The sequence below is a fragment of the Streptomyces sp. A2-16 genome (assembly GCF_018128905.1).
Lineage (GTDB): Bacteria > Actinomycetota > Actinomycetes > Streptomycetales > Streptomycetaceae > Streptomyces.
This window is the reverse complement of record NZ_CP063808.1, coordinates 3,864,374-3,882,969: the sequence shown is the minus strand read 5'-3', so window position 1 is coordinate 3,882,969 and position 18,596 is coordinate 3,864,374. Positions and strand designations below refer to the sequence as shown.

Here is an 18,596-nt window from a genome sequence, read left to right as displayed (position 1 = left end):
AGTGCAACAGGTGCGGGTCCCCGGCGGCAACGGATTAACGCTCAACCAGTCGCGTCCCGGCTCTCGCCCCCTCCCCGGAGCGGTCCTAGAGTGACGCACATCACGTCCGTGGTCCTGGGAGGGCACATGACCCGTATCTCGGTGAAGGTGGACGGCACGGTGTACCAGGACGAGGTGGAGCCTCGTCTCCTGCTGATCCACTACCTGCGTGACCGGCTGGGTCTGACCGGCACCCCGATCGGCTGCGACACCTCCAACTGCGGGGCCTGCACGGTCGATCTCGACGGTGCGAGCGTCAAGAGCTGCTCGGTCCTCGCCGTCCAGGCGGACGGGAGCGAAGTGACCACGGTGCAGGGGCTCGCCCGGGACGGCGAGTGGACCGCCCTGCAGCACGCCTTCCACGAGCGGCACGCGCTCCAGTGCGGCTACTGCACCCCCGGCATGCTCATGGCCGCGCGCGACCTGCTGCGCGACAACGCCCGTCCGACCCCGGACGAGGTGCGCCACGCCCTGGAGGGCAACCTCTGCCGCTGCACGGGCTACCAGAACATCGTGCGGGCCGTCCTGGACGCCGCCGAAACGGCCGAGCAGGGGGTGGCGACATGAGCGAGGTCGGCACGGCACGGCTGCGCAAGGAGGACGCCCGCCTGCTCACCGGACAGACCCGCTGGACCGACAACATCGACGCCACCGGGATGCTTCACCTGGCCGTCCTGCGCAGTCCCATGGCACACGCGCGCGTGGACCGGGTCGACGTCTCCCCCGCGCTCGAACGCCCGGGCGTGGTCGCCGCGTTCAGCGGTGCCGATCTCGCGGAGGGCATGGGTTCCCTCCCCTGCGCCTGGCCGGTGACCGAGGACATCGTCCTTCCCGACCACCCGCCGATCGCGACCTCCGAGGTGCGCTTCGCGGGCGACCCGGTGGCCGTCGTCGTGGCCCGCGACCGGTACGCCGCCGCCGACGCGCTGGAGGCCGTGGAGGTCGAGTACACACCCCTGCCGCCGGTCCTCGACCTGGAGGAGGCGCTGGCCGAGGGAGCCCCCCTCGTCCACTCCGACAAGGGCACCAACCGCTGCTACGACTGGCCCCTGCGCACCGGCGAGGACTTCGCCGAAGTACGCCGGCGCGCCGAGGTGACCCTCAAGCGCCGCTACCACCAGCAGCGGCTGATCCCCAACGCCATGGAGCCGCGCGCGGTCGTCGTCACCCCGACCGCCGCGTCCGACGAGTACACGGTCCACTCCTCGACCCAGATCCCGCACATCCTCAGGGTCATGCTCGCCGTGGTCACCGGTGTCCCCGAGCACAAGCTGCGGGTGGTCGCCCCGGACGTGGGCGGCGGCTTCGGCTCCAAGCTCCAGGTGTACGGCGAGGAGGCGATCACCCTCGCGGTCGCACGCCGTCTCGGACGGCCCGTGAAGTGGACCGAGTCCCGCTCCGAGGGCTACCTCGCCACGCACCACGGCCGGGGCATGATCCAGGACATCGAGATCGCCGCGAACCGCGACGGCACCCTGCTCGGCCTCAAGGCGGACCTGCTGGTCGACATGGGCGCCTATCTGATGCTGGTCACACCGGGCATCCCGATCCTGGGCGCGTTCATGTACCCGGGCATCTACAAGATGGGTTCCTACGAACTCAACGTCACCGGCGTCTTCACGACCAGGACGCCGACGGACGCCTACCGCGGCGCGGGACGGCCGGAGGCGACGTACGCCATCGAACGGATCATGGACGAGCTGGCGGACGAACTCGGCCTGGATCCGGTGGAGTTGCGGCGCCGCAACTGGATCCGGCACGAGGAGTTCCCCTACACGACGATCGCGGGCCTGACCTACGACAGCGGCAACTACGAGGCCGCGACGGACAAGGCGCTCGCGCTGTTCGACTACGACAAGCTGCGCGCGGAGCAGGCGGACCGCAACCAGCGGGGCGACACCGTACGCCTCGGGATCGGGGTGTCCACGTACACCGAGATGTGCGGGCTCGCCCCGAGCCGGGTGCTGCGGGATCTCAGGTACGCGGCCGGCGGCTGGGAGGCGGCGAGCGTGCGCATGCTGCCGACCGGCAAGGTCGAGGTGGTCACGGGAACCAGTCCGCACGGGCAGGGGCATGCGACCAGCTGGAGCCAGATCGCCGCCGACGTGCTCGGGGTGCCCTTCGACGACGTCCAGGTGGTGCACGGCGACACCAGGGCGGCCCCGCAGGGCATGGACACCTACGGCTCGCGGTCGCTGGTGGTCGGCGGCACGGCCGTGCATCACGCGGCCACCAAGGTGGTGGACAAGGCCCGGAAGGTCGCCGCGCATCTGCTCGAGGCGAACGAGGGGGACCTGGAGTTCACGGACGGCGTCTTCTCCGTGAAGGGCTCGCCCGACGCGCGGAGGACGATCCAGGAGATCGCCTTCGAGACGTTCACCTCGCACGACCTGCCCGACGGCGTGGAGCCCACCATCAACGCCGGACACCTGACCGACCCGGACAACTTCTCCTATCCGCACGGCACCCACCTGTGCGCGGTGGAGGTCGACACCGAGACCGGGCAGACCCGGATCAGGTCGTACGTCGCCGTCGACGACGTCGGCCGGGTGATCAACCCGCTGATCGTCGAGGGCCAGGTGCACGGCGGGCTCGCGCAGGGCATCGCGCAGGCCCTGTACGAGGAGGCGGTCTACGACGAGGAGGGCAACCTGGTCTCCGGCACGATGGCCGACTATCTGGTGCCCGCGGCGCCGGACCTGCCCGAGTTCGTCACGGACCGGACGGAGACTCCCGCGACGACGAATCCGCTGGGCGTCAAGGGAGTCGGCGAGGCCGGCACCATCGCCTCCACGCCGGCCGTCGTGGGAGCGATCGTGGACGCGCTGCGGCCACTGGGCGTGCGCGACCTGCGGATGCCCTGCACGCCCGAGCGGGTCTGGCAGGCCCTGAAGGAGGCCTCGGCATGATTCCTCCCAGCTTCGACTACGCCCGTCCGAGCAGTGTCGAGGAAACGGTGCGCGTGCTCTCCGAGGGCGGCGAGGACGCCAAGGTGCTGGCCGGCGGACAGAGCCTGCTGCCGCTGCTGAGGCTGCGGCTGGCCTTTCCCGAACTCGTCGTGGACGTCGGGCGCGTACCCGGCCTGAGGGGAGTGCGCGAGGAGGGCGAGACCCTCGTCGTCGGCGCGCTGACCACCCACCACGACGTGGTCCGCGACCCGCTGGTCCGCCGGCACGCAGGTCTTCTGGCCGCCGCCACGGCCGGGGTCGGGGATCCCGCGGTACGGCACCGGGGCACGGTCGGCGGCTCGCTCGCGCACGCCGACCCGGCCGGTGACCTGCCCGCCGTCATGCTCGCGCTGGACGCGGAGCTCATCGCCGCGGGACCGGGCGGCAGGCGCGCGATCCCCGCGCGGGAGTTCTTCGTCGACTATCTCCAGACCGCGCTGGAGCCCGACGAGCTCCTGGTGGAGATCCGGCTGCCGAAGACCGACGGCTGGGGCTTCCACTACGAGAAGTTCCACCGGGTGGCGCAGTCCTGGGCGGTCGTCGGCGTGGCCGCGCTGGTGCGGCGGGACGACGGGCACATCGCCGAGGCCCGGATCGGTCTGACCAACATGGGCTCCACGCCCCTGCGCGCCACGGCGGCCGAGGAGGCGCTGTCCGGCAGCGGGGACGCATCCGCGGTGGCGCGGGCCGCCCGGGCCGCGGCGGAGGGGACCCGGCCCTCCCGGGACCTGTCGGGATCGCCCGAGTACCGGGCGCACCTGGCGCGGGTGCTGACCAGGCGGGCGGTGCTGGCCGCCGCGGGAATGGGGTGAGCCGCATCCCGGAGTTCAAGGAACCGGGCGACGTCGCGGCCCGCCTGGAGCAGACGGGCTATCTCGTCGACGACGGGCTGGCGATCGCCTGCTTCCTGGCGCTGCGGCTGCACCGGCCGCTGTTCTGCGAGGGCGACGCGGGCGTCGGCAAGACCGCGCTCGCCGCCGCCCTCGCCGAGGCGCTCGGCGCCCCGCTGATCCGGCTCCAGTGCCACGAGGGCATCGACGCCTCGCAGGCCCTGTACGACTGGGACTTCCCCCGTCAGCTGCTGCGTCTGCGGGCCGCCGAGGCGGCCGGGGCCGTGGACGCCGACCGGCTGGAGGGCGAGCTGTACGACCGCCGGTTCCTGGTCGCCCGGCCCTTGCTGCGGGCCCTGGAGACCTGGCCGTCGGTGCTGCTGATCGACGAGATCGACCGGGCCGACGACGAGTTCGAGGCCTTCCTGCTGGAGCTGCTGTCGGAGTTCTCGGTGACGATCCCGGAGCTCGGCACTGTGCGGGCGGAGATCCCTCCGGTGGTCGTCCTCACCTCCAACCGGACCCGTGAGGTGCACGACGCCCTGAAGCGCCGCTGCCTCTACCACTGGTTCGACCACCCCGGCTTCGCCCGCGAACTCGCCATCGTGCGACGGCGGTTGCCCGGTGTGTCGGCACGGCTCGCGGAACAGGTGACGGCTCTGGTGCAGGTCCTGCGCTCCGAGGACCTGCTCAAGCCGCCGGGCGTGGCCGAGACGATCGACTGGGCCGAGGCGCTGGACGCGCTGGGGGCGAGCGAGGTGGACCCGGAACTGGCGGTGGCGACGTTGGGGTCGGTGCTGAAGTACCGGGAGGACGCGGAGCGGGCGCGCGGGTCGCTGGTGGCGGCGCTGCGGGAGGGGTGATCACGGTGGCCGGGGCGGAACGGGCCGACGCCGTCCTCCTCGCCTTCGCCCGCGCCCTTCGCGGGGCGGGCGTCGACGCGAGTGCCGAGCGGGTGCACACCTTCCTGCGGGCGGTGGCCGAGCTGGGACCGGCACGGACGTACTGGGCGGGGCGGCTGACCCTGTGCGGCAGCCGGGACGACCTGGAGCGCTACGACCGGGTGTTCGCGGCCCGCTTCGGCGGCGAACCGGGCGAGCGCCGCATGCCCGCTCCCGGGCTGCGGATCTCCGTACGCGAGACGCGGGCCGGGCCGCGAACCCGCGCGCACGACGAACCCGGGGCGCCGTCCGGGGCCGCCCTCGCCAGTTCCGCCGAAGTCCTGCGCCACCGTGACATCGCCGATCTGGACACCGCCGAACGCGCGGCCCTGCGCCGTCTGCTGGCCGTGTTCGCGCTGCACGGCCAGGTACGGCGCACGGCCCGACGCCGGCCGGCGCGACGCGGGACCGTCGATCCGCGCCGGACGGTGCGGGAGCTGCTGCGGCAGGGCGGGGAGCCTGCCCGGCCGCGATATCGCGAGCGGTCCGTGCGGCCCCGCCGGGTCGTGCTGCTCGTGGACGTCAGCGGCTCGATGGCGCCGTACGCGGACGCGCTGCTGCGCTTCGCCCACGCGGCCGCCCGCGGCACCCGTGGCCCCCGCACCGACGTGTTCACGATCGCCACCCGGCTGACCCGTGTCACGCGTGAGCTCTCGCACCGCGATCCGGATCGGGCGATGGCCGCGCTCGCCGCCGCCGTACCCGACTGGCGCGGGGGTACCCGGCTCGGTGAGCTGCTGCGGGAGTTCCTGAACCGCTGGGGACAGCGGGGCACGGCGCGCGGGGCGGTCGTGGTGGTGCTGTCGGACGGCTGGGAGCGTGGCGATCCGGAGCTGCTCGCGGCCCAGATGCGACGCTTGCACCGGCTGGCGCACCGGGTGATCTGGGCCAATCCGCGCAAGGCGCGTCCCGGTTACGCGCCCCTGGCCGCCGGGATGGCGGCCGCGCTGCCGAGCGTGGACGCGTTCGTCGAGGGGCACAGCCTGGCCGCGCTGGAGCGTCTGGCGGCGGTGGTGAAAGGAGCCGACGATGCGTGACATCCTCCCGGTGCTGAACGGCTGGTACACGGCTGGGGTGCCGTTCGGCCTGGCCACGGTCGTCTCGACGAGCCGCAGCGCGCCGCGCGAGCCGGGTGCGGCCATGGCCGTGGGCCCGGATGACGAGGTCGTCGGCAGTGTGTCCGGCGGGTGCGTCGAGGGGTCCGTCTTCGAACTCGCCCAGGAAGTCGTGGCGAGCGGCGAGGCCCGCCTCGCGACCTTCGGGTACAGCGACGAGGACGCGTTCGCGGTGGGACTCACCTGCGGCGGGGAGATCACCCTTCTCGTACGGCCCGTGACGGCCGCCCTCGACCCCGCGTTCGGCGAGCTCGCGCGGTCGGTCGCGGCCGGGCACCCGGTGACCGTGGCGACGGTCACCGACGGCCCCGCTCCCCGGGGCGCCACGCTCGCGGTGTGGCCCGACCGGGTCGCCGGCACCCTCGGCACGACGGGTCTCGACGTGGCGGTCACTGCCGACGCGCGCGGCGAACTCGCGCTCGGCGCCACGGGGTTGCGGCACTACGGACCGCGCGGCGAGCGACGCGAGGACGCGGTCGCCGTCTTCCTGCACTCCTTCGCCCCGCCACCCCGGATGCTGGTGTTCGGCGCGATCGACTACGCGGCCGCGGTCGCCCGGATCGGCGCATTCCTCGGCTACCGGGTCACCGTCTGCGACGCCCGCCCGGTCTTCGCCACGCCGAAGCGCTTCCCGGAGGGCGTGGAGGTCGTCGTGGACTGGCCGCACCGCTACCTCGGCGGCACCGAGACCGACGAGCGCACGGTGATCTGCGTCCTGACCCACGACCCCAAGTTCGACGTGCCCCTGCTGGAGGAGGCACTGCGCCGGCCGGCGGCGTACATCGGGGCGATGGGCAGCCGCCGTACGCACGACGACCGGATGAAGCGGCTCGCCGAATCGGGGCTCACCGAGGCCGAGCTGTCCCGGCTGCGCTCGCCCGTCGGCCTCGACCTCGGGGCCCGTACGCCGGAGGAGGTCGCCGTGTCGGTGGCCGCCGAGATCGTCGCGCTGCGCTGGGGCGGCAGCGGTGCCCCGCTGACGGCGACGGCGGGGGCGATCCATCCGTCCTCATGAAGCCTGCCTGGAGGAAGCCATGGAACTGCACCACGAGTTCACCGTGCCCGTCCCGGTCGACGAGGCCTGGCGGGTGCTCCTCGACATCGAGCGGGTGGCGCCCTGCATGCCCGGGGCGAGCGTCGAGGACTACGACGGCAAGACCGTGACCGGCTCGGTGAAGGTCAAGGTCGGACCGATCACGGTGACGTACAGGGGGAGCGCCGTCTTCGAGGAGCAGGACGAGACCGCGCACCGGATGGTGCTGAGCGCGAGCGGCCGGGAGATCCGCGGCCAGGGGACCGCGCGGGCCACGGTGACCGGCACGCTCACCGGGATGGACGGTGGTACGGCCGTGTCGGTGCGGACGGACCTGGCCGTGACCGGCCGGCCCGCGCAGTTCGGGCGGGGTGTGCTGGCCGAGGTGGGCGACCGGCTGATCGGGCAGTTCGCCGGGTGCCTGGCGGAGCGGCTGGGCGAGAGCGAGGAGTCCCCGGAGACGGACCGGCCGGCCAGGGAGCCCGCGGAGCCCGACGCCGAGCCGCTCGACCTGTTGCGCGCGATCGGCGTGCCGGTCGCCGGGCGGGCCGCGGCCGCGCTGGTGGCGGCCGCCCTCGTGGTGGTGGCGCTCACGCGGATACGGCGACGGCGGAACCGAAAGAGGTGAGGCGCGCAAACCGTGCGGCACGAGAGGTGTGGGGCGCGCTCGAAGGGGTACGCGTCGGCCACGGGAGAGGGCGACCGAGCCCTCACCCCGCCTCCGATCGGGAAGGAGGTCCGTGACAGCGCATATTCGCAGCGTCCGGGCCGCTTCCCCTGAACGCGGAGCGGCCCGGACCCTCATGAGTGCCGGTGGGTGCCGAGCCCTCAGGGCGAGGCAGGGCGTGGGGGCAGGCGGTGCAGTTCGACGTCCGTGAGGCGGCCGTCGGCGACGGTCGCCGTCATGTAGGTGCAGTGGGGCATGCGGCGGCGATCGGTCGGTGAGCCGGGGTTCAGCAACCGCAGCCCGCCGGGGGCGGTGGTGTCCCAGGGGATGTGGCTGTGGCCGAAGACCAGCACGTCGGTGTCGGGGTAGCGGGCGGCGCAGCGGGCCTCGCGGCCCTGGGCGGCGCCGGTCTCGTGGACGACGGCGAAGCGCACGCCGCCGAGTTCGGCGTACGCCACCTCGGGCAGCCTGGCGCGCAGCTCGGGCCCGTCGTTGTTGCCGTGGACGGCGACGAGCCGTGCGCTGCGGCTCTCCAGCAGGTCCAGGGTGGCGGTGTCCACCCAGTCGCCGGCGTGGAACACGACGTCGGCGTGCGGGAGTTCGGCGAGCAGCGGGGCGGGGAGCTGCTTGGCGCGCTTGGGGAGGTGGGTGTCGGACATCAGGAGCAGGCGCACGCAGTCACCCTAGAGGGTTCGCGGCCGACCCCCCGCCTCATGAGGGGCGCGCGCCCGTGCCGACGTCGAAGTCGATGCCGATGTCGAGGAACCGGTGACGCCCGTCTGCCATCTTTATCCACGCGGCACGCCGATCCCGGGGTGGCCGTCGCCGGCGTCGCTGCCCCGGTTCCGACGCACACGGCTTCCGTCGCCGGGCGTGCCGCCGCTCAAGGCAGCCTGCTGCCGCGGCACTTGTCCGGCGGCGTTAACATCGGCGCACAACGCGTCAATCCGTGACGCAAGCCACAAGCCACCCAAGGAGTCCGGACACCGATGCCGGTCAAGGTCAGCGTCGTCATCCCCGTCTACAACCCGGGGAACTACATCGAGGACTGCATCGCCTCGCTGCGCAGGCAGTCCCTGCCCCCGGACGAGTTCGAGGCGATCTTCGTCGACGACGGTTCGACCGACGACACGCCCGCGCGGCTGGACGCGGTGGCGGCCGAGACCGCGAACTTCAAGGTCATCCACCAGGAGGCCTCGGGCTGGTCCGGCAAGCCGCGCAACGTCGGGATCGCCGCGTCCGAGGGCGAGTTCGTGATGTTCGTCGACAACGACGACTACCTCGGCGACGAGGCTCTTGAGCGGATGTACGACTACGCGGTCGCCAACGGTGCCGACGTGGTCGTGGGCAAGATGGCCGGCAAGGGGCGGGGCGTGCCGGTGGAGCTGTTCCGCCGCAACCACCCCCGGGCCACCGTCGACAACGCCCCGCTGATCGACAGCCTGACCCCGCACAAGATGTTCCGGCGGGCCTTCCTCGACCGGATCGGTCTGCGCTTCCCCGAGGGCAGGCGACGGCTGGAGGACCACGTCTTCGTCACGGAGGCGTACCTGCGCGCGGACAACGTCTCCGTGCTCGGCGACTACGTCTGCTACTACCACCTCAAGCGCGACGACGCCTCCAACGCGGGCTTCCAGCGCTTCGACCCGGTGGGCTACTTCAAGAACCTGCGCGAGGCCCTCGACGTCGTCGAGAAGTACACCGAGCCGGGGCCGACCCGTGACCGCCTGTTCCGTCGCTGGCTGCGCAACGAGATGGTCGAGCGGATGCGCGGGAAGCGGCTGCTCGCCGCGCCGGAGGACTACCGCAAGGAGCTCTTCACCGAGATCCGCGGGGTGGTCGTCGAGCGCTTCGGGCCCGGTGTCGCGGCCGGTCTGCAGCCCACCCAGCAGGTCGTCGCCGCCCTGATCGCCGACGGCCGGCTCGACGACCTGGTGGAGTTCGCCGAGTGGGAGGCATCCGTCGCCTCCAAGGTCGAGCCGGACGGTGTCGAGTGGGACGGCGGTGTGCTGAAGTTCGGCCTGTCCGCCGAACTCGCGTCCGGCGGTACGCCGATGACGTTTCCCGCCGAGGGCAGTTCCGCCCCGCTCAGCGAGCCGCCGGCCTCCGTGGCCGAGGCCGTGGACTGGGTCGGCGCCCACAGCGTGGCCGGCTTCAAACGCGCCACGGTCGATCTGCTGCTGCGCGAACGCGCCAGCTCCGCGCAGTACTTCCAGTCCGTCGAGTTCACCCGGGAGAGCGTCCCGGTGGAGGACGGCCGGGTGCGGCTCGTGCTGCGCGGCACCGCCGCCGTGGATCCGGCCACCGCCGCGGACGGCGGCCCGCTCGGCGCCGGGCTGTGGGACGTGTTCGTCCGGGTCAAGCTCGGCGGCTGGACCAAGCAGTCCCGGCTGGGCCCGGTGTCCCTCAAGGGACGTACGGCCGCGGACGCCGGTGTGGCGGGCGGCCGGGTCGTGCTGCCGTACTGGACCGCGAAGCAGGGCACGCTCGCGCTGGACGTCGACACGGCGGGCGAGCGACTGCAGCTCGGGCAGGTCACGCCCGGGGAGGTCACGGTCTCCGGTGACCGGGTCGAGGTGCCGGTGCCGTTCCACGTGCCTGGCGACACGCCGGTGCTGCTGGAGCTCACCCGTGGTTCCGGCGCCGCGTCCGCGAAGGTGCCCGGCACCCTGCGTCCCCAGGGCTCCGCGGCCCTGCTGGAGGCGGTGCTTCCGGTCGCCGAGCTGACCGGGGCGGCCTGGCGGGTGGCGCTGAGCCCGGCTCCGGACGCCGAGCGGCCGCGCTTTCATCCGCTGCCGTTCGCGCTGCGGGTGAAGGCCGGCCAGGTGCAGGTCGTGGCCGTGCGTCCGCCCCGGCCCGCCACCGGACAGCGGATGGTCCGCAGGGCGCGGCGGCTGGCCGGGAGGCTGGTCTCCGGGCTCAGGGCACGCCGGAAGTAGAAACGGATCCGGGGAGGACGCCGACGCGTCCTCCCCGGTTCGGCGCGCGTGGCTCAGCCGGCGCTGTTGAGCTGCGTGAGGCTGTTGCGCAGGTGCTCCCAGCTGCGCTCCCGCTTGCTGCCCCGGTTGCGGGCGTTCACCAGGGGCTTCCAGAAGGCGGCCTCGATCAGCTCCTCGGGCTTGATCGCCACGGTCCGCTCCAGGACCGTCTCGGGCACCTTCTGCGGGTCGGGGACCACGTACTCCGCGATGATCTCGTCGTACTTGTCCTTGAGCACCGTGTTGGTCGGGTCCGCGCCGAAGACCACCAGCTGGCCGGTGGGCTCGGTGTCGACCAGGACCGTCACCAGGTCCGGCCGGTAGCGGTTGAGGACCTCGATCACCTTGTAGACGTCGCCGGTCCAGGCGTTGGTGTGGCGGTCGCGGGCCGCCTCGTCCACGTTGCGCGGCAGCATGTCGTCGAAGACGATCACGCTGGCCCAGTCCGAGTACTTCTCGACGTTGATGAAGTCGCGCAGCGCGTACTCGAACAGGTGCATGCCGTCGATGAAGGACAGGTCGAGCGTGACGTCCTTCCAGTAGCCGAACGGGCTGCGGTTGCGGACGATGTTGCGCAGCGGGTGGCGGCCGCCCTTGAGGTGCTGCAGCGGGTTCTCGCGCGCGAAGAAGTCGTCGCTGGTGGCCTTCGCCAGGTGGACGTCGCAGCGGATCTCGGAGACCACCTTGAACGCCGGGTCGATCGCGATGCTGGGCACCCGGGAGAACGTCAGGCTGCGGCCGTCGTTGACGCCGATCTCCAGGTAGTTGCGGTTCGCGCTGGCTTTGTGGAGCCCCCGCAGGAACTCGTGACGTTTCACTGGGAAATCTCCTTGCGGATGTGTGGCAGTGCTTCGTGCAGGGCGGACCGCCGGTCCCGGTGCGAGCCCGGCGCGACCTCCGTCCGCCGGTCGTGCCCTAGGGCGCTGTGGGCGGCGCGTGGTGCGGGCCCGTGGGAGGCCCCGCTGCTGGTGGGGTCGACCCGGCACGGGTCGACCGAGGTGCCGGAACATGCCCCGCACGGGGCCGTACCGGCTGCCCGGGATGGGACCGGTTCCGTGGAACATACCTGCTGTGAGCTCCCCATGACAGGACTTCGCGCCGAGGAGCGTGATCCTGAGGGAAAGGGCGTGCAAAGTGCGGAAAGACGGAGGGCGGCCCTCCGGGTGCGGGGCGCGGTGCCGGGTGCGGTGCCGGGCTCGTCGGCGCGGGCGGGTGCGGCGCCGGGACGGCTCGTGGACATGTCCGTTCGTCGCGGGCGGCGCGCGCCGCGGTGGAGGTGCGGGGGGAGACAGCGCAGGAGCGGCGGGCGCCGGCGGGCGAGGTCGCTCCCGGGCCGCTCCGGCGTCTCGTCCGGGCCGAGCTCGGCGACTGCGCGGGAGGGCGGGTCGGGCACGTGGGTGGGCCGGTCCCGCGCGGTCGGAACAGCGTGCACCGGCCGGAGCGGGCGTTCGCCGGGGGTGAGCCGGAGCGGGCGTACCCCGCGGACGAGGGTGAACACGGCGGTGCCGCCGACGATCATCGCGGCCGGGGTGATCCCCGCGTCGGCGCGGGATCGCGGACCGTGGGACGGGACGGCCTGGTCGGCGACGGGCACCAGCTGTCCGGTCGAGGCATGCGTGCTCGGCCGCGACCGGGTACCGGCCCCGCCTGACAGCACGAGAGCCTTCATCTGCGTCACCCTAGCCCGGATCCCGGTGGACCGGCCAAGGCAGGGTGGCGACTTGGAGGTGACGCGGCGCGGACTCCTCAGTCCTCGCCGCGGAAGATGTTGCCCTCCCCCGTGCCTGTCCTGCTGCCGGCGATCCGGTCCTCGACCGCGGGCAGGCAGGTCCGCAGGCCTCCCGTGCCGTGCAGGCGGCGGGCCCTGGACCAGCCCGTCTCGGGCCTGCGTGCGAGGGGTTTCTCAACGGTCTGCGAGGTCACGGAGGTTCACCGTCCTTCCATGCTGCCGTCCGGGTCCCCCGTCGGGCGCGGGACAAACGGGCCGGGCACCGGTCGGCCCGACGCCACCGCACACACATTCACCGAGGATCCGGCGCACCGGAACTTGACGACCGGTCGAACCGGGGTTCGGGGCTCAGGTGTTGGGCCGCGCCACGCTGATGTCGCCCAGGGCCGATCCGGGATCGCGTTCCATGGCCGTGTCGCCGAGGGAGACGATGCCGACGGCGTGGCCGTGGTCGACGACCGGGATGCGGCGCACGGCGTGCTCGCGCATGAGCTCGATGGCGTGGTCGAGGTCGTCCTCGGGCGTGACGGTCACCAGGTCGTCGCTGCACGCTCCGGCCACGGTGGTCTGCTCGGGGTCGCCGCCCTCGGCGAGGGAGCGCACGACGAGGTCCCGGTCGGTGACCAGGCCGCGCAGTTCGTCGCCTTCGGTGACCAGGACGGCGCCGAGGTCCTGGTCGCGCATGATCCTGGCGACGGCCGTCACGGAGGTCTGCGGTTCCACGGTGACCGGGGCGCTGGTCATGATGTCGCTGACGTGCTGGGTCATGACGTACCTCTCTGCTGCGGGGATGGTCCGCTCCGGGTACCCCGCCTCAGGCGTCCAGTGCGATCTCGCTCCACACCTGTTTGCCGCCGCTGACGGGCACGCTGCCCCAGGCCGCCGACACGGCTTCGACGAGGAGGATGCCGCGGCCCCCGGTCGCCTCCCAGCCGATGCTGGTGGGCTTGACGGGGGTGCGGGGCGAGGCGTCGGCGACGGAGACGCGCAGCCGCCTGCCGACGAGGGTGAGGTCGAGGCGGACCTGGCCGCCGGTGTGCACGAGGGCGTTGGTGACGAGCTCGGAGACGACGAGCAGCGCGGTGTCCATGGCGTCCTCGGGGACGCCCCAGACGCGCAGGGTGCGCCGGGTGAAGCGGCGGGCGTGCCGGGCGGCCTCCGGAACCCGCCAGACGGTCCAGTTCTCCCGGAGCGGGTGGGTGGCCATGCCGTCGTAGCGCAGCAGGAGCAGGGCGACGTCGTCGCTGCGGCGGGCGCCGTCGAGCAGGGCGTCGGCGACGAGGCCGAGGTCGGCGGGGTCGGAGACGGCGAGCCCGTGGGCGAGGCGGTCCATGCCCTCGTCGATGTCGGCCTCGGTGGTCTCGACGAGGCCGTCGGTGGTCAGGGCGACCAGGGTGCCGGGCCGCAGCCGCAGCGGGGTCATCGGGAAGTCGGCCTGGGCCACCACGCCGAGCGGGGGGCCGCCGTCGGCCTCGGCGATCTCCGTGGTGCCGTCGGGGTGGCGCAGGACCGGCGGCAGATGTCCGGCGCGCACGCACCAGGCGGTGCCCTCCTCCATGTCGAGGTCCACATAGGTGCAGGTGACGAAGAGGTCGCTCTCCAGGTCCATGAGGAGGCGGTTGGCGTGGGCGACGACGACGTCCGGGGGGTGGCCCTCGACGGCGTAGGCGCGCAGGGCGGTGCGCATCTGGCCCATGAGGGTCGCGGCGGCGGCGCTGTGCCCCTGGACGTCGCCGATGACCAGGGCGACGTGGTGGTCGGGCAGCGGGATCACGTCGTACCAGTCGCCGCCGAGCTCCAGGCCCGCGGTGCTGGGCAGATAGCGGGCGACGGCGGTCGCGCCGGGCAGTTTCGGCAGGCGTCGGGGCAGCAGCTGGCGCTGGAGCATCCCGACGAGTTCGTGCTCGGCGTCGAGGGCGTGGGCGCGCATCAGGGCCTGTCCCGCGAGACCGGCGGAGGCGGTGAGCAGGGCGCGTTCGTCGGGGTCGAAGTGGTGCGGGGCGTCCCAGCCGATGAGGCAGGCGCCGGCCATGCGGCCCGCCGCGGGCAGCGGCAGGACGGCGAGGCCGCCGGGGCCGACGTCGGCGAGGGCGGGTTCGAGGACGGTGCCGGCCGGCCAGATCTGGGCGCGCCCCTCACGCAGGGCGCCGGCCAGGGTGGGCATGGCCCGTACGGGGGCCTCCGGCCACTCGCTGCGCCACTCCAGGCGCCACAGCTCGGGCCAGGACTCCGGTGCGGGCGGGTCGAGGACGGTGACGACGAGCCGGTCGTTCTCCAGCTCGGCGAGGGCGATGCGGTCGGCCCTGAGCGGGGCGCGGAGGGCGGAGACGACGGCCTGGCTGACGTCGCGGACGGTGCCGGCCATGGAGAGGGCGGCGGCCAGGCGCTGGACGCGGGCCACGTCGGTGACGTCGGAACGCAGGGTGGAGGCGTCGGCGACGGTGCCCACGAGCCGGGCGGGACGGCCCTCACCGCCGGCCAGCATGCGCCCGCGCAGCCTGAGCCACTTGGGCGGCCCGGAGGGCTGCAGGACGCGGAACTCCAGCTCACGGTCGCCGATGGACATGTGACCGGCCTCGAACAGGGACATCAGCGAGGGCAGGTCCTCGGGGACGGTCAGGCCGAGCAGGGTCTCGACCTTGCCGTCGAAGACGGCCCGGCTCATGCCGAACAGCTCCAGGAGCTTGTCGCCGACCTCGATCCGGCCGGTGTCCATGGCGAGGCTGAACGCGTTGGAGCGCGGTTCCGCGCCCTCCGGGGCGACCACGCTGACGGGGCAGACGACGGCGTCGGCGATCAGCTCGAGGCACTTGCGGCTCTCGTCGTCGAAACCGTGCGGGTCCTCGGTGACGGCGACGAGACAGGCCCGTCCGTCGTCGCCGTGCGCGGGCAGCACGGCGAGGTGGAAGTCGTGCCGGGCCACCCTGCGGGACTCGGCGCAGGCGGCGAGCTCCTGCGGGCCGAGGAAGAGCGGTCGTCCCGAGCGGTGCGCGTCGGCGGGCGGGGAGCCGCCCGAGCTGGGATAGCTGTCGCGCAGCCCGTACACCGTACGGGGAACACCGGCCGACCCGACGAGGCACAGCACGTCCCCGTCCGTACCGGGCGTGTACACGGCCACCAGTGTCGCCCCGGCGAAGACGAGCGCCTGTTCGAGGACGCGGCGCAGCCTTTCGGGCGATGCGGGACCGTCCGTCACCGCCGCCAGAGCGCTTTCGGCACGCAGCGTTCTGGTTCCGCGTCCCGCAGCGCCCTCACTCACCACGTTCGCCATTACAGCGCTAATACGGCACGTGCGCAGCCCCTGTGAGCGTTCCGTGGAGCAACTGCGGCGGTCGCGCTCGAAACCCATCGAACAAATCTTGACGCATGCGTTTCGCACGGTGATCTCGTGACAGCCGTGACTGTCCGTGGCCACCGCCCCGCTGGAAGGCTCGGTGGCGGGCCAAGGAGGGGGACACATGGACAAGCGTTACGAGGTGTACGCGCTCGCCGACAGACACTTCTACGAGTCGCCCGACCGGATCTCCGGCGGCGAGGCACCCGTCTACGAGACGGCGCGCCGGGCGGTGCCGGAGGGCTGGGACGCGGCGCGCATCGGCGACTGGCTGACCCTGACGCCGCTCGGCGAGGACGGCGGGCCGGTACCGGGCCCGTCGCAGGGCTGGAAGATCCACGCCTCGGCGACCCGGGCGAACGCGGAGCGGATCGCCGCCATCGTGTGGGACTACTGCGTGCCCCGCCGTATCCCCTTCAAGTTCGTGCCGGGCCCGCATCTGCTGCACCTGCGCAACACCAAGTACGCGGCGCGCGACACCAGCGGCAAGTTCGTCACGGTCTACCCGGCCGACGAGGAGCAGCTGCACGACGTGCTCCGCGAGCTGGGCAAGCTCCTGGAGGGCTTCGAGGGGCCTTACATCCTCACCGATCTGCGCTGGTACGAGGGTCCGCTCTACGTCCGCTACGGCGCGTTCGCGCGCATGTTCGTCGTCGACGAGCGGGGCTCGCTGGTGCCGGCGGTACGGGACGGCGAGGGGAAGCTGGTGCCGGACCGGCGGGCGCCCTCCTTCCAGGTTCCCGACTGGGTGACGCTCCCGGACTTCCTGGAGCCGCATCTGGAGGCCCGCAACACCACGACGGTCGGCGACCTGCCGTACCGGATCGAGAAGGCGCTGCACTTCTCCAACGGCGGCGGGGTCTACACGGGCACCGACACCCGTGACGGGCGCAAGGTCGTCCTCAAGGAGGGCCGGCCGCACGCGGGGCTGGCCGCCGACGGGGCGGACGCGATCAGTCGGCTGGAGCGCGAGAGGGACGCCCTGGAGCGGGTCGCCGGGACGGGTGTGGTGCCCGAGGTGCGGGACTGGTTCACCCTGGGCGACCACCGGTTCCTCGTCATGGACTTCCTGGAGGGGCGCCCGCTGAACTCCTTCTTCGCCGAGCGGCATCCGCTGCTCGCCCCGGACCCCGATCCGAAGGCCGTGGCCGACTACACGGCGTGGGCGGTGCGGATCCACGGGGCCGTGGAGCGGGCGGTGGAGGCGGTGCACGCGCGCGGGATCGTCTTCAACGACCTGCACGTCTTCAACATCATGGTCGGCCCCGACGAGGAGTCGGTCTCCCTGCTGGACTTCGAGGCGGCGGCGCCGGTCGAGGAGAACGGCCGCCAGGTGGTCGCCCACCCCGGCTTCTTCGCCCCACCGGACCGCAAGGGCGTCGACGTCGACCGCTACGCGCTGGCCTGTCTCAGGATCGCCCTGTTCCTGCCGGTGACCACGCTGTTCGTGGTGGACCGGGGGAAGGCGGCGCATCTGGCCGAGGTGATCCTGCGTCAGTTCCCGGACGTGCCGAAGGAGTTCCTCGACGAGGCGGTCGCGGAGATCACCCGCGACTTCGCCGCACGGGGCCAGGCGGACCTCGGCGGCGCCCGTACGGCCGTGCGGGCCGCGCCGTCCTTCGTCGAACCCGGTGACTGGCCCCACAGCCGCGACTCCATGGTCAAGGCGATCCTCGCCTCGGCCACCCCGGAGCGCGAGGACCGGCTCTTCCCCGGTGACATCACGCAGTTCAACGACGGCGGCGGCCTGGGGCTCGCGCACGGCGCGGCCGGAGTGCTGTACACGCTGGACGCGGTCGGCGCGGAGCGCTTCGAGGAGGGCGAGCGCTGGCTCCTGGAGCGCACCGCACCGCCGCCCACGGGCACCCCGCTCGGGCTCTACGACGGTCTCGCGGGCGTCGCCCAGGTCCTGGACCGGCTCGGGCACCGGCAGCGCGCCCTCGACCTGGTCGAGCGCGTCCTCGCGGAACGCTGGCAGAACCTCTCCTCCGACCTGCACGGCGGCCTGGCCGGGCTCGGCCTGGTCCTCGGCGAACTGGCCGGCTCGACCGGCGAGTCGGAGCTGCGGGACCGCGCCGCCGAGGCCGCGGACGTTCTCGTACGACGACTCGCGCAGCCCCTCGCGGACACGTCCGGGCGGCGCCGGGCCGGGCTGCTGCGGGGCTGGACCGGGCCCGCGCTGTTCCTGCTGCGGCAGTACGAACGCACCGGTGAGCCGCTGCTGTTGAGGGCGGCGGAGGTGGCGCTGCGCCGGGACCTGGAGTGCTGCGTGACGCACCCGAGCGGCTCGCTGGAGGTCGACGAGGGCTGGCGTACGCTGCCGTACCTCGGTGAGGGCAGCGCCGGCATCGGGATGGTCCTGGACGACTTCCTCACCCAGGGCGCCGATACCGAGGGCGAGTTCGAGCGGGCACGGGCCGGTGTCCTGACCGCCGCCACCAGCCGCTTCTACGTACAGCCGGGTCTCTTCCAGGGCCGTGCCGGGATGATCCTGCACCTCGCGCGCACCGGCACCCCCGGAGCGACCCGCGAGCGACTCGCCGAACAGATCGACGGACTCGGCTGGTTCTCGATGGACTACCAGGGCCAACTGGCTTTCCCCGGGCACCAGATGATGCGTCTGTCGATGGACCTGGGCACCGGAACGGCAGGGTGCCTGCTCGCGCTCGGCGCGGCCCACGCGGCCCCCGGCGCTCCCACCACCGCGCACCTGCCGTTCCTGCCGCCGTTCCGGCGGCCCCCCATACGCGGTTCCGCGACTTGACGGAGCCGTGACCCAACCCCGTCCCCACGGGTGGACGACACCGAAGGAAGGAAACCGAGATGGCACTTCTCGACCTGCAGACGATGGAGTCCGACGAGCACACCGGCGGCGGCGGCAACAGCACCCTGAGCCTGCTGTCGTGCGTCAGCGCGGCGAGCGTCACGCTCTGTCTCTGACAGGCACCGTGCGCCCATGACTCCGGGCGGTCCACTCCCGCG

Annotated in this window: 15 protein-coding genes; 10 read left to right on the top strand and 5 right to left on the bottom strand. The window is 73.0% G+C overall.

The window, feature by feature from the left end; all coding sequences use genetic code 11:
- Window positions 1-126: 126 nt before the first annotated feature.
- Genes IOD14_RS17450 through IOD14_RS17420 form a run of 7 tightly spaced genes read left to right on the top strand, consistent with a single transcriptional unit; the run spans window position 127 to window position 7,534 of the window.
- Complete coding sequence (locus IOD14_RS17450) at window positions 127-606, top strand: (2Fe-2S)-binding protein (RefSeq protein ID WP_123993550.1); 480 nt, start codon at window positions 127-129, stop codon at window positions 604-606.
- Complete coding sequence (locus IOD14_RS17445) at window positions 603-2,948, top strand: xanthine dehydrogenase family protein molybdopterin-binding subunit (protein ID WP_212670714.1); 2,346 nt, start codon at window positions 603-605, stop codon at window positions 2,946-2,948. The genes IOD14_RS17450 and IOD14_RS17445 overlap by 4 nt, the downstream gene beginning before the upstream one ends.
- Window positions 2,945-3,799: a xanthine dehydrogenase family protein subunit M gene (locus IOD14_RS17440; RefSeq protein ID WP_123993552.1), complete on the top strand. Its 855-nt coding sequence runs from the start codon at window positions 2,945-2,947 to the stop codon at window positions 3,797-3,799. The genes IOD14_RS17445 and IOD14_RS17440 overlap by 4 nt, the downstream gene beginning before the upstream one ends.
- A complete protein-coding gene (locus tag IOD14_RS17435; RefSeq protein ID WP_249125936.1) occupies window positions 3,796-4,680 on the top strand; it encodes a MoxR family ATPase in 885 nt (294 codons plus the stop codon). Before IOD14_RS17440 ends, IOD14_RS17435 begins: the two co-directional genes overlap by 4 nt.
- Before the next feature lie 5 nt (window positions 4,681-4,685).
- Window positions 4,686-5,795, top strand: a complete 1,110-nt coding sequence (locus tag IOD14_RS17430) for a VWA domain-containing protein (protein WP_123993553.1) — start codon at window positions 4,686-4,688, stop codon at window positions 5,793-5,795.
- A complete protein-coding gene (locus IOD14_RS17425; RefSeq protein ID WP_212670713.1) occupies window positions 5,788-6,888 on the top strand; it encodes an XdhC/CoxI family protein in 1,101 nt (366 codons plus the stop codon). The genes IOD14_RS17430 and IOD14_RS17425 overlap by 8 nt, the downstream gene beginning before the upstream one ends.
- A 19-nt stretch (window positions 6,889-6,907) precedes the next feature.
- The gene (locus tag IOD14_RS17420) at window positions 6,908-7,534 is read left to right on the top strand and encodes an SRPBCC family protein (protein WP_212670712.1); all 627 of its coding nucleotides are present in this window, start codon (window positions 6,908-6,910) and stop codon (window positions 7,532-7,534) included.
- Window positions 7,535-7,734: 200 nt separating this feature from the next.
- Here IOD14_RS17420 and IOD14_RS17415 read toward each other — a convergent pair whose 3' ends face one another.
- Window positions 7,735-8,247: a metallophosphoesterase gene (locus tag IOD14_RS17415; RefSeq protein ID WP_212670711.1), complete on the bottom strand. Its 513-nt coding sequence runs from the start codon at window positions 8,245-8,247 to the stop codon at window positions 7,735-7,737.
- Window positions 8,248-8,562: 315 nt separating this feature from the next.
- On the opposite strand from IOD14_RS17415, the gene IOD14_RS17410 reads away from it, so the two are divergent.
- Window positions 8,563-10,512, top strand: coding sequence for a glycosyltransferase family A protein (locus IOD14_RS17410; RefSeq protein WP_212670710.1), 1,950 nt, complete (start codon window positions 8,563-8,565; stop codon window positions 10,510-10,512).
- 53 nt (window positions 10,513-10,565) lie between these two features.
- On the opposite strand, the gene IOD14_RS17405 is transcribed toward IOD14_RS17410, so the two are convergent.
- The 4 genes from IOD14_RS17405 to IOD14_RS17390 form a co-directional block, all read right to left on the bottom strand.
- Window positions 10,566-11,369, bottom strand: coding sequence for a class I SAM-dependent methyltransferase (locus IOD14_RS17405; RefSeq protein WP_123993558.1), 804 nt, complete (start codon window positions 11,367-11,369; stop codon window positions 10,566-10,568).
- A 928-nt stretch (window positions 11,370-12,297) separates the two neighbouring features.
- Window positions 12,298-12,474, bottom strand: coding sequence for a hypothetical protein (locus tag IOD14_RS17400; RefSeq protein WP_174269368.1), 177 nt, complete (start codon window positions 12,472-12,474; stop codon window positions 12,298-12,300).
- A 154-nt stretch (window positions 12,475-12,628) separates the two neighbouring features.
- Window positions 12,629-13,048, bottom strand: coding sequence for a CBS domain-containing protein (locus IOD14_RS17395; protein WP_123993559.1), 420 nt, complete (start codon window positions 13,046-13,048; stop codon window positions 12,629-12,631).
- A 46-nt stretch (window positions 13,049-13,094) separates the two neighbouring features.
- Window positions 13,095-15,542 carry a SpoIIE family protein phosphatase gene (locus IOD14_RS17390; protein WP_212673290.1) on the bottom strand — a complete coding sequence of 816 codons (2,448 nt, stop codon included), beginning with the start codon at window positions 15,540-15,542 and terminating at the stop codon, window positions 13,095-13,097.
- Between the two features lie 196 nt (window positions 15,543-15,738).
- On the opposite strand from IOD14_RS17390, the gene lanKC reads away from it, so the two are divergent.
- Together lanKC and IOD14_RS17380 are read left to right on the top strand one after the other, a co-directional pair.
- Complete coding sequence (gene lanKC / locus IOD14_RS17385) at window positions 15,739-18,378, top strand: class III lanthionine synthetase LanKC (RefSeq protein WP_212670709.1); 2,640 nt, start codon at window positions 15,739-15,741, stop codon at window positions 18,376-18,378.
- A 59-nt stretch (window positions 18,379-18,437) separates the two neighbouring features.
- Window positions 18,438-18,554: a SapB/AmfS family lanthipeptide gene (locus tag IOD14_RS17380; RefSeq protein WP_020117173.1), complete on the top strand. Its 117-nt coding sequence runs from the start codon at window positions 18,438-18,440 to the stop codon at window positions 18,552-18,554.
- The last annotated feature ends 42 nt before the right edge of the window (window positions 18,555-18,596 follow it).

Bases quoted from the DNA above. Each gene is read 5' to 3' on its own strand.
- IOD14_RS17450 (WP_123993550.1), top strand. From the start codon at position 127: ATGACCCGTATCTCGGTGAAGGTGGACGGCACGGTGTACCAGGACGAG.
- IOD14_RS17445 (WP_212670714.1), top strand. From the start codon at position 603: ATGAGCGAGGTCGGCACGGCACGGCTGCGCAAGGAGGACGCCCGCCTG.
- IOD14_RS17440 (WP_123993552.1), top strand. From the start codon at position 2,945: ATGATTCCTCCCAGCTTCGACTACGCCCGTCCGAGCAGTGTCGAGGAA.
- IOD14_RS17425 (WP_212670713.1), top strand. From the start codon at position 5,788: ATGCGTGACATCCTCCCGGTGCTGAACGGCTGGTACACGGCTGGGGTG.
- IOD14_RS17420 (WP_212670712.1), top strand. From the start codon at position 6,908: ATGGAACTGCACCACGAGTTCACCGTGCCCGTCCCGGTCGACGAGGCC.
- IOD14_RS17410 (WP_212670710.1), top strand. From the start codon at position 8,563: ATGCCGGTCAAGGTCAGCGTCGTCATCCCCGTCTACAACCCGGGGAAC.
- IOD14_RS17395 (WP_123993559.1), bottom strand. From the start codon at position 13,048: ATGACCCAGCACGTCAGCGACATCATGACCAGCGCCCCGGTCACCGTG.
- lanKC (WP_212670709.1), top strand. From the start codon at position 15,739: ATGGACAAGCGTTACGAGGTGTACGCGCTCGCCGACAGACACTTCTAC.
- IOD14_RS17380 (WP_020117173.1), top strand. From the start codon at position 18,438: ATGGCACTTCTCGACCTGCAGACGATGGAGTCCGACGAGCACACCGGC.